Source organism: candidate division WOR-1 bacterium RIFOXYB2_FULL_36_35, from assembly GCA_001771505.1.
Taxonomy (GTDB): Bacteria; Margulisbacteria; WOR-1; order XYC2-FULL-46-14; family XYC2-FULL-37-10; genus XYB2-FULL-36-35.
Genome location: MEUA01000019.1, coordinates 46338 through 60057 on the forward strand (window position 1 = coordinate 46338; position 13720 = coordinate 60057).

The 13720-nt window shown below is 36.8% G+C and carries 14 protein-coding genes and 2 tRNA genes; 5 read left to right on the top strand and 11 right to left on the bottom strand.

The window, feature by feature from the left end:
* Window positions 1–3: 3 nt before the first annotated feature.
* The 9 genes from A2290_04020 to A2290_04060 all read right to left on the bottom strand — a co-directional run bounded on the left by A2290_04020 (window position 4) and on the right by A2290_04060 (window position 7756).
* Window positions 4–3207, bottom strand: a complete 3204-nt coding sequence (locus A2290_04020) for a DNA-directed RNA polymerase subunit beta (protein ID OGC15553.1) — start codon at window positions 3205–3207, stop codon at window positions 4–6.
* Window positions 3208–3230: 23 nt separating this feature from the next.
* On the bottom strand, window positions 3231–3605 hold the full coding sequence (locus tag A2290_04025; GenBank protein ID OGC15537.1) for a 50S ribosomal protein L7/L12: 375 nt from the start codon (window positions 3603–3605) through the stop codon (window positions 3231–3233).
* Entirely contained in the window at window positions 3605–4150 is a 546-nt protein-coding gene (locus tag A2290_04030; protein OGC15538.1) for a 50S ribosomal protein L10, read from the bottom strand. Before A2290_04030 ends, A2290_04025 begins: the two co-directional genes overlap by 1 nt.
* Window positions 4150–4833: a 50S ribosomal protein L1 gene (locus A2290_04035; protein ID OGC15539.1), complete on the bottom strand. Its 684-nt coding sequence runs from the start codon at window positions 4831–4833 to the stop codon at window positions 4150–4152. The genes A2290_04030 and A2290_04035 overlap by 1 nt, the downstream gene beginning before the upstream one ends.
* On the bottom strand, window positions 4826–5275 hold the full coding sequence (locus A2290_04040; protein OGC15540.1) for a 50S ribosomal protein L11: 450 nt from the start codon (window positions 5273–5275) through the stop codon (window positions 4826–4828). Before A2290_04040 ends, A2290_04035 begins: the two co-directional genes overlap by 8 nt.
* Before the next feature lie 63 nt (window positions 5276–5338).
* Window positions 5339–5920, bottom strand: a complete 582-nt coding sequence (locus A2290_04045) for a transcription termination/antitermination factor NusG (protein OGC15554.1) — start codon at window positions 5918–5920, stop codon at window positions 5339–5341.
* A gap of 122 nt (window positions 5921–6042) precedes the next feature.
* Window positions 6043–6297, bottom strand: coding sequence for a preprotein translocase subunit SecE (locus A2290_04050; GenBank protein OGC15541.1), 255 nt, complete (start codon window positions 6295–6297; stop codon window positions 6043–6045).
* Between the two features lie 29 nt (window positions 6298–6326).
* A tRNA-Trp gene (locus A2290_04055) sits at window positions 6327–6399 on the bottom strand.
* 388 nt (window positions 6400–6787) lie between these two features.
* On the bottom strand, window positions 6788–7756 hold the full coding sequence (locus A2290_04060; protein OGC15542.1) for a hypothetical protein: 969 nt from the start codon (window positions 7754–7756) through the stop codon (window positions 6788–6790).
* A gap of 64 nt (window positions 7757–7820) precedes the next feature.
* On the opposite strand from A2290_04060, the gene A2290_04065 reads away from it, so the two are divergent.
* The 4 genes from A2290_04065 to A2290_04080 all read left to right on the top strand — a co-directional run bounded on the left by A2290_04065 (window position 7821) and on the right by A2290_04080 (window position 11367).
* Window positions 7821–8684, top strand: coding sequence for a hypothetical protein (locus A2290_04065; protein OGC15543.1), 864 nt, complete (start codon window positions 7821–7823; stop codon window positions 8682–8684).
* A gap of 219 nt (window positions 8685–8903) precedes the next feature.
* On the top strand, window positions 8904–10199 hold the full coding sequence (locus tag A2290_04070; protein OGC15544.1) for a phosphoribosylamine--glycine ligase: 1296 nt from the start codon (window positions 8904–8906) through the stop codon (window positions 10197–10199).
* A complete protein-coding gene (locus A2290_04075) occupies window positions 10187–10780 on the top strand; it encodes a non-canonical purine NTP pyrophosphatase, RdgB/HAM1 family (GenBank protein ID OGC15545.1) in 594 nt (197 codons plus the stop codon). Before A2290_04070 ends, A2290_04075 begins: the two co-directional genes overlap by 13 nt.
* Window positions 10777–11367 (top strand): hypothetical protein, encoded by a 591-nt coding sequence (locus tag A2290_04080; protein OGC15546.1) that lies wholly within the window; start codon window positions 10777–10779, stop codon window positions 11365–11367. Before A2290_04075 ends, A2290_04080 begins: the two co-directional genes overlap by 4 nt.
* Before the next feature lie 12 nt (window positions 11368–11379).
* Here A2290_04080 and A2290_04085 read toward each other — a convergent pair whose 3' ends face one another.
* Entirely contained in the window at window positions 11380–12024 is a 645-nt protein-coding gene (locus tag A2290_04085; protein ID OGC15547.1) for a hypothetical protein, read from the bottom strand.
* Window positions 12025–12202: 178 nt separating this feature from the next.
* Between A2290_04085 and A2290_04090 the strand changes: the two genes are divergently transcribed.
* Window positions 12203–12276 (top strand) — tRNA-Arg (locus A2290_04090).
* Window positions 12277–12278: 2 nt separating this feature from the next.
* Here the strand turns inward: A2290_04090 and A2290_04095 are convergent.
* On the bottom strand, window positions 12279–13544 hold the full coding sequence (locus tag A2290_04095; protein OGC15548.1) for a hypothetical protein: 1266 nt from the start codon (window positions 13542–13544) through the stop codon (window positions 12279–12281).
* Window positions 13545–13720 lie beyond the last annotated feature (176 nt).

Genomic DNA, 13720 nt, shown 5'->3' on the forward strand with positions numbered 1-13720 from the left:
AAATCACCTTTTTTTCCTTCGAGGAACTTGCTTTTTAGCTTTGCTATCCTCTTCAATGTTTACCTCTTTTAAATCTTTATCCAAAGTCTTTACATCCAAACCAAGACTTCTTAATTCCTTTATTAAAACTTTAAAAGATTCTGGAGTTCCAGGTTTCCCCATAGGTTTCCCCTTAATTATAGATTCATAAATTCTGGAACGCCCGACAACATCATCTGATTTAACAGTCAAAAGTTCTTGAAGGGTATGAGCTGCCCCATATGCTTCTAACGCCCAAACCTCCATCTCTCCAAATCTTTGTCCTCCAAATTGGGCTTTTCCTCCCAATGGCTGTTGTGTAATCAAAGAATAAGGACCCGTAGACCTTGCATGCATTTTGTCATCCACAAGATGTATAAGTTTCATAAGATACATCTTTCCAACTGCAACTTTTCTTTCGAAAGGCTCTCCACTCCTGCCATCTCTTAATTCCACTTTTCCGGTAGTATCATACCAAGGAAGATCATTTTTAACTTCCTGCAAAAGTTCTTCTATCTTCTTTTTTGATGCTGATTCCTCATATATTTCATCAAAAGGTGTAACTTCATATTTCTTTTTAAAATGATCAGCAGCAAAGCCCAACAAAAGTTCAAAAATCTGACCAATATTCATACGAGAAGGAACCCCTAAAGGATTTAATACTATATCCACAGGAAGCCCATTCGGCAAATATGGCATATCTTCTTCTTTAAGAATCTTTGCCACAACACCTTTATTCCCATGCCTTCCGGCCAGTTTGTCTCCAATAGAAACCTTTCTTATTTGAGCAACATATACTCTTATTAATTCATGAACCCCTGGGCTTAACTCATCCCCACTTTCTCTCGAAAACACGCGTACATTAATAACTTTTCCGCCTTCGCCAGGAGGAACTCGAAGAGAAGTATCTCTCATATCACGAGCCTTATCTCCAAAAATAGCCCTTAATAATTTTTCTTCGGCTGGAAGCTCGGTTTCACCCTTAGGCGTCACTTTTCCTACCAAGATATGACCCGACAAAACTTCTGTGCCAACTTTAATAATCCCTCTATCGTCAAGATTTTTAAGCGCTTCTTCCCCAACGTTTGGAATTTCTCTGGTTACTTCCTCCATTCCAAGCTTAGTAGAACGAACTTCAACTTCCAATCTCTCAATATGAATAGTAGTAAAAACATCCTCACGAACAAGTTTTTCAGAAATCAAAATAGCATCTTCGTAGTTATAGCCTTCCCAAGGCATAAACGCCACTAAGATATTTTTACCTAAAGCTAATTCCCCTCCCTGGGTTGCTGAACCGTCAGCAAGTAAGTCCCCTACCGATACAATGTCTCCAAGTTTTACAGTCGGCCTTTGATGAATTAAAGTATTTTGGTTGCTTCTGGCAAATTTAATAAGGTCGTAAACCTCTTTTTTGTCAGTAGTGGTAGTTAATACAATTTTTTCCGCCGTAACACTTGTTACACGGCCGGCATGCTTGGCCTTAACAACAGAACAAGAGTCATCTGCAACTTTCTTTTCAAGCCCAGTCCCCACAACCGGAGATTCGGGACAAAGCAAAGGGACTGATTGACGTTGCATGTTAGCACCCATCATAGCTCGGTTTGCATCATCATGCTCAACAAAAGGGATCATTGCGGTTGATACGCCAACTATTTGCGAAGGAGCAACCCCAACATAATCAACCTCTTTCGAAGCAGCAAAAATAAATTCTCTTTTATATCTTACAGGGACCTGACTCTCTTTTATCTTTTTAGAAGAATCAAGTCTAACATCACACGAAGCAATATGATATAAATCTTCGACATCTGCGGTTAAATATTCTATCCTACCGGAAACAACGCCATCTGTAACTTTAAAGTAAGGTGTTTCTATAAAGCCATATTTGTTCACTTTCGCATGAGTAGAAAGAGAACCAATAAGACCTGCATTTGGTCCTTCAGGTGTTTCTATAGGACAAACCCTGCCATAATGGCTAGGATGAATATCACGAACTTCAAAACCAGCTCGTTCACGAGTTAATCCTCCTGGACCCAATGCCGACAACCTTCTTTTATGCGTAAGTTCTGCCAATGGATTTGTTTGATCCATAAATTGTGATAACTGAGAAGAACCAAAAAATTCTTTTATTACTGCAGATAAAGGTCTTACATTTATCAACGCTTGAGGAGTCGCAGACGGTCCTTTTATAGTCATTTGCTCTTTAATTAAACGCTCTACCCTAGTAAAACCTATCCTAAACTGTCTCTGCAATAACTCTCCTACGCTACGAACACGACGATTTCCAAGGTGATCGATATCATCAGTCAAACCCTCGCCCATATGAAGCTGAACAAGATATTTTATTATTCCAAGAATATCTTTTTTAGTTAATACTGTTATTTCCTCTTCTACGTTAAGATCAAGTTTTATGTTCATCTTATGCCTTCCAACAACACTCAAATCATAACGTTTAGGATTAAAGAAAAGATTGTGCAAGTAATTTTTAGCGCCATCAAATGTAACAGGGTCGCCTGGACGAAGTTTTTTATAAATTTCTATGAGCGCTTCTTCTTCGGAAATAATCGGACTCTCTTTTAAAGTTCGATTTCTAAATTCACCTTCAGCCAAAGCAGTTAAAATTTCTTTTTCAGAAGCGCCGATAGCACAAAGAAGCGTAATAACTCCTATTTTTCTCGTTTTATTTATTCTAGCAAAAACAGCAAGGTGTGCATCGGTTTCAATTTCAAGCCAAGATCCTCTATCCGGAATGATTGTAGCGTAATACAAATGACGACCCACTTTCTCAATCCGTTTGCTTGATTTAAAATAAACTCCTGGAGATCTGGTAAGCTGAGAAATTATAACTCGCTCAGCGCCATTAATGATAAAAGTAGCTCTTTCGGTCATCAGCGGAAGGTCGCCAATAAAAACTTCTTGAACTTTTACCTCTTTGGTCTGGCGATTTACAAGCTTTACCTCCACCTTTAAAGGAGCACAAAAAGTAACTTCACGGACTAAACATTCCTGCTCAGTATATTTTGGCTTTTCAACAATTACTTTACCCGTAAAGTATAATTCCAAAGTCCCATCATAACTTTTAATCGGTGATATGGTACGCAATTCATCACTCAATCCTTCATTCATAAACCATGCAAAAGAATTCTTTTGCACTTCCAAAAGATCTGGAGGCTGTGGAATTTTTACTTTTATATCTTTAAATAAGCTTTCCCTTTTCACTTAATCTCTACCTTTGCTCCTTCTGCTTCGAGCTTTTTCTTAATTTCCTCGGCTTCTTCCTTTTTAAGAGCTTCCTTTACGGGCTTTGGCGCAGAATCAACCAATTCCTTCGCTTCTTTTAATCCAAGTCCTGTAACCTCACGGACAACCTTTAAAACTTGAATTTTTTTATCTCCAGCTGAAGTTAAAATCACATCGAATTCATCTTTTACCTCAGCTTCGTAAGCTGCGCCAGCGCCCTGAGCGGCAGCAACAGCAACAGGAGCAGCAGCAGTAACCCCAAATTTATCTTCCATCTGCTTAACTAAATCCGACAATTCCAAAACAGTCAAACCTTCCACCAGGCTTATAACTTCCTCTACCTTTGACATTATTTCTCACCTCCTTCAGATTTTTTCTTTCTTAAATCATCCATAGCATAAACTAGTTTGCGAATCGGGCCTTGCATAACAGAAACAACATTATAAAGCGGGGATTTTAAGCCTCCAACAACTTTTGATAGAAGTTCCTTTTTCCCAGGTAATTTTGAAAGGGTTTTGATTTTATTGTCATCGCAAATTTCATCCTCAACAACACCAGCAATAATTTTAGGCTTTTCGTTTTCACCTATAAAATCCATTAAGGTCTTTACCGGAGAAATAAGATCTTTTGAGCCAAACAAAGTGGCAATAGTCCCTTTAAGTTTCGCCTCCAAAGAACTTAATTTTTCAGGCAAAGCTTTTATAAAATAACGGTTCTTTACCACTGTAAATTCTGCGTCGTTCTGATACAATTTTTTTCTGAGTTCTGTAAGCTGTTTAACTGTCATCCCCTGATAGTCAGTCAAGATAATTACATTTGAAGACGCTATTCTTTCTTTTATATCACTAACTTTTTCAACTTTTTGTTGTTTTAAATGTTTTGTCCTAACTGTCATTACGTTGTCTCCATAGCTCTAATATTAAGCTTTATTCCTGGCCCCATTGTTGAAGAAATAGAAACAGAACCAAAATATTCACCTTTCACTGAAGAAGGCTTGCTTTTTTTTATGGCCTCAATAGCAACCAATAAATTATCTTTTATTTTTTCCGCGCTAAAATCAACCTTACCTATAGACAAATGAATTACTCCGGTTTTATCCATTCTAAACTCCATATTGCCAGTTTTAAAAGCTTTTATTGCCTTTAGATCTTGACTGACAGTGCCGGATTTTGGATTAGGCATTAAACCCTTTGTCCCAAGAATTTTACCCAGTTTTCCAACTGATGGCATCATATCTGGAGTTGCCAATAAAACATCAAAATCAAGAAAACCTTTTTGTATTTGATCTACCAAGTCTTGAGAACCAGCAACATCTGCTCCGTTGTTTTTAGCTTCTTCCACTCTGTCTGAAGAAGTAATAACAGCAATTCGCTTAGTTTTTCCACTTCCGTGAGGCAAGGAGACCAACCCTCTCACTGACTCAGGCTTCTTCGAAGATAGATTTAACTTAACAGCCAAATCAACAGATTCAGGAAATTTAGCCCAAGCTGTCTCTTTGACCAAGCTGAGCCCTTCATCTATCTCATATTTTTTTAACGGGTCTATTATTTTCTTTTTTTCGTTATACTTTTTACTCAACTGTTACTCCCATGGAACGCGCTGTCCCCTCAATTATCTTCATAGCAGCATCAAGTTTACTGGCATTTAAGTCTTCCATTTTAATTTCCGCAATTTTCTTAAGATCTTCTTTAGATATTTTCCCGATTTTATTTCTATTAGGCTCGGCAGAAGCTTTGTCAATGCCGGCAGCCTTTTTAATAAGAGTTGCTGCTGGTGGAGTCTTTAAAATAAAATCAAAAGAACGATCTTTATATACTGTTATCTCTACAGGAATAACAGTATCGCCCTTATCAGAGGTCTTGGCATTATAAGCCTTACAAAACTCCATAATGTTAATACCATGTTGTCCAAGAGCAGGACCAATAGGAGGGGCGGGATTGGCTTTTCCTGCAGGTATCTGTAATTTTATTTTCGTTAATACCTCTTTTTTCTTTTTACCTTTTTTAGACTGCTCAGCCATTTACTTTTAAACCCTTCTTTATTATATATATACTTTTTTCTATTCTTTTAATTAATATTTTTGTCATACAACCTTTTCCGCATGTTCAAAATTAACCTCAACAGGTGTGTCTCTACCAAAAATATTAATTAAAACTTTCAATTTTTCACGGTCAACATTTATCTCGTCGATAGATCCGGTATATCCTCTAAACGGTCCGCTAACAATTCTTATAACCTCACCCTTCTCAAAAGCAACCTCAAGTCTTTCTGCCTTAACCCCAATCTGCTTTAAAACTCTTTGCATCTCCCTGTCTATAACAGGCGTGGGCTTTATTTTGGTCCCAATGAATCTAGCAACTCCGGGGGTCTGCCTTATCTCATGCCAGGTTTCGTCAGTTAAAATCATCTCGAGGAAAATATAACCGGGAAACATCTTTTTCTTCTTTTCTATCCTCTTCTTTCCTCTTAACTCGACAATATCTTCTTCCGGAATCAAAATCTGAAAAACTCTCTCTCTTAATCCCAAACGATCTATATTTTTTTCAATAGCTTGCTTTACCTTGTCTTCTTGCCCTGAATAAGTTTGAACAACATACCACCTTTTATTGGCAGCCGCTTCCTCCCCAACAATAACATCCTTAACCCCCTCACCTTCATCAGTCATAGACTCAGCCGTAAGCTCCTCTCCAACAACTTCCTTGTGCTCCCCACTTATATCATTTTCTGAAGTACTCTCAGCCATCTGATCTTTCATCTCTTTATTCTCTAAGTTATCAAATTCCATCTTTATAAACGTATCCTCGTTAAAAATAAAATAGCATTCGTCAACCCATAATCCAAAAAAGAAAGCACAAAAGACAAAACTAAAACCATTACTATTATTATTAATGTAGCAGTAAACACATACTGCCTACTGGGCCAAGAAACCTTTTTTGCCTCCGCCTGAGTCTCTTTTATATAAGACTTAACAACATCAACAACATTCTTTTTTTTATTATTCTCACTCATTTTTACAAATCTTTTACCATTACCACCAGCCATAAGCTACAAGCTATCAGCCATCAGCTACACAGGCGAGACAGGACTTGAACCTGCAACCGCCGGTTTTGGAGACCGGTGCTCTACCAATTGAGCTACTCGCCTCCAAAAAGAGAATAAATATTATTTAGTCTCTTTATGGTCCGTATGTTTACGGCAAAATTTACAAAACTTCATCATTTCTATACGACCACTATCATTACGCTTATTTTTAGTCGTCGTATAATTTCTATTTTTACACTCTTTGCACTCTAAAGTAATTATTTCTCTCATTTTTTAAAAATTTTTCAAGGTCAAAAAGCACGAAAAAACCCCCTCACCAAAATCATCTGCTACAAAAATTTGGCGTAGAGATTTTTAATGTTACAAACTACGAATAAGCTTGGACCTTAATCAAACTTAATACGTGTAATAATTTTACAACATCATAAAATTTTGTCAAGGGGTAATTTGACAAAAGGGTAAAAGGGTAAAAGGGTAAAAAATGCAAGGTTTAAGTGGGCAAGTCCTTGGCAAAGCGAACGCCGACACTATTGCTCCGACCATCGGCATTATCGAAGCAATGATAATTACTCCGCAAGTAACCTTCATTGTCGTCGTGCCATGAACCGCCTCGCTGATAAAATTTAAATAGTTGATATGTTTGGCTATGATAGTCGCTCATCCATTGCCAAACAGTTCCTATTAACCCTAAGAATCCTTCTCCTGTCTTTCGTAATTTAGTCACATCGCTTGTTCCACCGCCCGAACCTATGACCGCGACAATTCTGTTGTCGTTATCATCAATGGGCATTATATTATCTGGATATTTTTTCCCATCCGTACCAGCAGCAGCTCTCTCCCACTCTTTCTCTGTTGGAAGTCTTAATCCTAACAGGGAAGCTAATGCTGTTGCCTCTGTATGACTAAGAAATACCATAGGAGAATTGGCCTTGCCCTCATCAGTCTTTTCAATAGAAATTGCAAGCGATTTGGCCAATCGATCTTGAGGATTATTAATAATTTTTGCTACTTTTTCAGGCTCTAATTCAAGCAATTTTTTAAATTGTCCATTAGTAAACGGCGTTTCAGCTAACTCGCATCCTGCAAAGTCAGTATCATTTAATCGCTGATAAATAAATTTTCCAGGCGCCAATCTAACCATTTTAATTCCAATTTGTTTTGCTAAACTCGATAAATCTTTCAAAAAACAACCAAAAGCGGCAAGCTTACCAGGATCAACCATTGCTCTGTGCAGCATATTCTTTGTAAAAGGAAATCCATAGGCTATAACATCTACGATAAATTCCTCTGTTAACGTCGTATCTCCGGAAGATTTTATCTTTTCAAAGCTTAGATATAACTCTTTTATCGGTCTTCTTTCTATTGTCTTATCCAAATCAAAAGATACTACCTTTTTATATATCATTTCATAAGATGTTCGAATAAAGGTTATTGAAATTTCAGGGGAGATGATATCCATCTTTTTCGATTGGTCAAACAACCTGAAATTATTCAATTTTATCTTCGAAAAATAAATAGTGAGAATGATTAATAGTAAAGTAATATCTTTTAATTTAACAACTGTAGTTAATAGGCCTTATACCGCCGCTCAATTACTACTTGCTTGCCTAGAAAATCGGGGGGCAAACGATGACGAAACAGCAAAAAAGCTACAGGCATTTGGATTTCCTGTTCCCCTTACTCGATTAAAGGCGATCATGAAAACAGATCAATTTATGGCCATACTTGTCAGCCTAGCAGATAAAGATGATCGTGCCAAAATAACAAAGCTTGCAAAAGAACTTATCCCAGCCCCACAAATTGTTCAGCCACCGCCGCAAAGGGAAGAAAATACGAGAACCTCACCAATACCAACAATGGCAAATCTTTTAGCTAAATATTTATCTCCATCAGATCTTGAATTAATAGCCTCTGATGCCGGTCTATACACACCAGGAATTGCCCAAAGCGGAAATGAAGAACTATATGCATTAAACATAATAAAGGCCGCAATAAAAGAAGAAAGACTTGAGGCTCTTTTAGCCAATGCAATAGAAAGAGCCCCTGTCATTGAATCAGAATTAAACTCAACAGATAGAAGCTCAAATGATGTTAATAGAAGAAGACCAATTAGCCTTTCTCCTCAACTTCAAAGAGAAACAGTAGCCATTATATCTGGAATGTTTTCTGTGGAAGATTTAAGACTGGAAGCAGCGGGAGTAGGTATAAATATAGCATCAATAAATGTTTATTCCGGTAGCGGAGAAACTATCACATCAAATATTGTTAAAGGAGCTATCAAAGAGTGCAAATTAATAGAATTAATTGCCGCATTGAGAGAAAGATATTCACAAAACCAAGAATTATATAATTTAGAACGGAAGATATTAGCGCAACAATCAACCTAATCACTAAATTTACCCCGATGGGACTGTTGCGAAATGGTCATTCCCGTGAAAACGGGAATCTATTTTTCAGAAAACAAGATGGATCTCCGCTTTCGCGGGGATGACAAATCGCAAAAACTGTCATTACGCAACAGTCCCCCGATTATTCTTCTGACAAAAAAGAATTGTTAGAATTGTCTCTTCAAAACCAACAAATATTATAGTAATATTCATATAACCATGAAAATTTTAATAATAGGTTCGGGTGGGAGAGAGCATGCGCTGGCATGGAAAATCGCCCAAAGTTCAAAAGTCACAGAAATTTTCTGCGCGCCGGGAAACGCAGGCACAGCTCAAATAGCAACAAACATAGATATAAGCGCAAATAATATAGAAGGACTAAAAAACTTCGCACTAAAAAATAAAATAGACTTTACAATAGTAGGCCCTGAAGTCCCGCTGGTACTTGGAATAACTGATGAATTTAAAAAATCAGGATTAAAAATATTTGGACCCTCCAAATCCGCAGCCCAGCTAGAAGGGAGTAAAGTCTTTTCTAAAAACCTTATGAAAAAATACAAAATCCCTACCGCCGACTTCCTAGCATTTACAAACCCCATAGAAGCAAAGAAGTTTTTTAATAAAATTGAACTCCCTTGTGTTATTAAGGCAGACGGGCTGGCCGCGGGAAAAGGGGTAATAATCTGTAAAACAAAAGAAGAAGCGGAAATTGTCATTGAAAATATAATGTGCAAAAAAGAATTCGGAGAAGCAGGCAAAGAGATACTTATTGAAGAATTTCTTACGGGTGAAGAGGCATCTATTTTATGTTTTACGGACGGAGAGACAATCATTCCTATGGCATCATCTCAAGATCATAAGCGTATTTTTGATAATGATGAAGGATTAAACACCGGGGGCATGGGAGCATACTCCCCCGCCCCCGTTGTAACAGATGAGCTATTAAAACAAATTGATTCAAAAATCTTAAAACCTACAATCCACGCAATGAAAACAGAAGGATGTAAATACAGTGGCATACTCTATGTGGGAGTTATGGTCACAAAAGACGGTCCGAAAGTTTTAGAATATAATTGCCGTTTCGGAGATCCTGAAGCACAATGTATTATACCGCGGATGAAAAATGACCTGATAGACATAATAGGAAAAATTCTCGATGAAGATTTGGCCTCCATCTCTTTGCAGTGGGATCCACGACCGGTTGTCTGTGTAGTCCTAGCATCAGGAGGGTACCCCAGCTCTTACAAAAAGGGATTAAAGATTAATGGATTGGACAAAGCAAGAGAATTAGATGATATTATAATTTTTCATGCCGGAACAAAATTAGATGATTGCGACACAAAATCTTGTGCCTCTTATCTAACAAACGGGGGTAGAGTTTTAAATGTTGTAGGACTTGGAAAAGATATTAAAGAGGCTATTGATCACACATATAAAGCGGTCAAACTGATAAGTTTTGACAAGATGCACTATCGAACAGATATAGGGCAAAAAGCGCTCAAATGGATATCATAGTCGCTACGACTAATAAGCATAAATTGGAAGAGATTAAAAAGATATTTGACTTACTACAGACTGCTGACGGGCAGACAAAACTTAATATTATTGGTAAGAATATAAAAGTTTTAGAAGATGGAAAAATATTCGAAGAAAACGCGTTAAAAAAAGCCCGTGCAGCTGCCAGAAAATTTAAAAAGATCGGAATTGCAGATGATTCAGGGCTTGTGGTAAATGCCTTAAATGGCAACCCAGGGATTATGTCCGCAAGATACGCATCCCCTCCAACAACAAAAAATCTCTGCGGCAAACTACTAAAAGCCATGAAACAACATAAAAACCGTCATGCCCATTTTGTGTGCGCTATGGCGATTGCCTACCCTAACGGAGAAGAAAAAGTTGTCGTCGGAAAAGTCTTTGGAAGGATCAGCTATGAAATGAAAGGAGAACACGGGTTTGGATATGACCCTGTTTTTATCCCAAGAGGTTACAAAAAAACCTTTTCGGAAATCTCTCCGCATTCTAAAAATATTATAAGCCATAGATCTGACGCCTTAAAAAAACTCAGAAAAATATTAAAATTCGGTGGCAATAAATGAACCCCGACTTCCTAATCGGGGTGAATATCTCCCCCGCGTTAGTATCGCTCTTTTTTGTCTTTCTTGCGGAACTTGGAGACAAAACACAATTTTTAACAATAGGCCTTTCAACAAAATATAAAAAAACTTATATTTTTGCGGGAATTTTATCGGCAACAATTATACTTATGGGTATAGCTGTTTTTTTTGGAAGTCTAATTGGCAATGTCATCCCTATGGTATATATAAATTTTTTTTCTGGGATAATATTTATCTTTTTTGGAATAAATTCTTTTTTTGAAAAAGAAAAAGAAGAAAAAATCCACAGCAACGATGCTAAGAAAATTTTTTTGATTGTTTTTACGACCTTTTTTCTGGCAGAGCTGGGAGACAAAACAGAGGTTATGGCTTTTACGTTAGCCGCAAAATACGACTCTCCCCTGCAAGTATGGTTAGGCTCAACATTGGCAATGATTTCAGTAAACACAATCTCAATATTTTTGGGATATTATCTAAAGAATTTATTGCCACAAAAAACAATAAAAATAATAAGTAGCGCGGTTTTTCTAATTTTCGGATTTGTTCTTCTACTCAGAATTGCAATATAAGATCTTTTCCTTTTAAAACTTAAGAAATTTAACCTCGCCATACCCTTTTTTCTTTGGCTTATTAATAACAGGTGGGGTTTGCGCGAGTTGATTTTGCGAAGAATCCCTTTGAGAGACTGAATTATTATCTTTTTTCAAATCCTTAACTATAAATGGACTCTTAGGCCTGGACTCTAATGCTTTGGAAGCTATTGGATTTTCAATGGAAATACGACGTTTAATTATCATAACAGGCTCGCGGCTCTTATCAGAAAAACAGACCAAAGGTTCAATCTCTTTTTTAGGGGGCTCTTCCTTTTTGGGAATTTCAAGTAAAGTCGGCTGGTGTAATTTACGCATCTCCCAGCCTTCTTTAACCTCTTTTATCACTTTTAATCCAACTTCTGATTTTACACGCGCAGCAAGAATGTTTTTGTGGTCAACTTGCATAGATTCTATAATCTGATTAAAATGCTCCTCGCCTTTTCTAAATTCGACATAATCTCCTACTTTCAATGGCGCAAAAAGCTTTACAACAGCAACATTTATCTTGTCAAAATAATGGGTCACGGACCCCAAAGGAGAATTTTTTTCTCTTTTTCTGGATAATTTAGTAGATTTCCTAACAGTCCTTCTTCTATTTTTAATTAAAGTTTTTTTAATCTTTTTTCTTGGCATATAAAACCACCTGAGTTAATAATTCTACAAAAAATATGGCAATATTGCAAATTGACATCTTACTTTGGAGATTATTGGGATTTTATAAATCTTATGGTATCATTAAATAAGTGATTTTGAGTTCCTTTAGGTTTTTTGCTAAATACTAATTACTCACACTCACACACATTACTTAGCTGTCCCCGTAGCTCAACCGGATAGAGCAACAGATTTCTAATCTGTAGGCTGGAGGTTCGATTCCTCTCGGGGACGTTTTATCTCCAAATAATCCATACAAACAAAGCAGAAACAGTAGTTGCTATTAAAGTAAACGGCAAACCAATTTTAACAAACTCAAGAAAAGAGACCTGTCTCCCCTCTTTTTTTAGCAATCCACAGGCCGCTATATTAGCAGATGCTCCTATAGGCGTAACGTTCCCTCCAATACTTGCCCCCAATAATAGCCCAAAAAAGAAAAGGTAAGGATTTACTGTCATATTTTCAGACAAAGAAGTAACAACAGGCAACATTGCAAGAAAATAGGGAACATTCTCAACAAAAGCCGATAAAAAAACAGAGCTTATAACTATCGTTAAATAGCCCAAAAGCGCGTTATCCCCTATTACACTTGACAAAAAAACAGCTAAAGATGTTATCCAACCAGCCGAGGTAAGCCCTCCGACCAAAATAAAAACCCCTATTAAGAAAAAAGTCGTTTCCCAATCAAGTTTTTTTATTCCTTCAAAAACAGGAGAATTATCAACAATTTTTGCCCAAAAAAGAGAGAGCAAGCCAAATATCAAGCACAAAGTACCAGCTTGTGGAATAAACAACAAAAAAGAAGAAAGGGATAAAAGAACTATCAATAAACACAACATAATTGTCGGCATCCACGATTTTACTTTTTCTTCACATAAAAAAATGACATTCTCTTTGTGTTTCCTGAAAATAAAATATAAAAAGACAAATGAGGCCAAAGCGCTTGCTTGAACTGCCCAAAATATGCCGGGACGTCCCATAAAAAAGAAAAAATCATTAAATGTCATTCCGGTAAAACCACCCAAAAGCATACTCGTAGGATCGCCAATCAATGTAGCTATCCCATGAAGATTGCTTGTAATTGCAATAGCTATCATCATCTTAATGGGATTAAAATTAAGTTTTTTGGAAAGAGAAATGGCTATCGGCGCAACGATAAGAATAGTTGCAACGTTTTCAATAAAAACTGATATAAAACCAGTCAAAACACATAGAAAAATCATTGCCCAACTTACGCTCTTGGCTTTGTTTGCTATAATCTCCGCAAGATATGACGGCGCCTTGCTCTGCATAAAAACATCTGAAACCATGAGCATTCCCACAAACATCCCCATAACATTCCAATTTATTGAATAAAACGCCTCAATCGGCAAAATGGTCCCTGTAATAATAAGAAGGAATGCTCCTGTTAGCACGGTGTGCATACGAAAATTAGGCAAAAAAACAAACAATAAATACGAAATTATAAATACGATTAATGAAAAAAACTTAGGGTCAAACAAAACTGTTCTCCTTTATTTTTGAAAATGTGATGTATATATATAATATCATATAGAAAAAAATGTTCCAATATTTCACATTGTATGTTGGTGTATAAATAGTTGTGTAAATTGAAGTAAGGGGGTGAAATAAACAAAAAAAGGGTATATTCTCTCCATATATTGTCGCAAAACAAAAA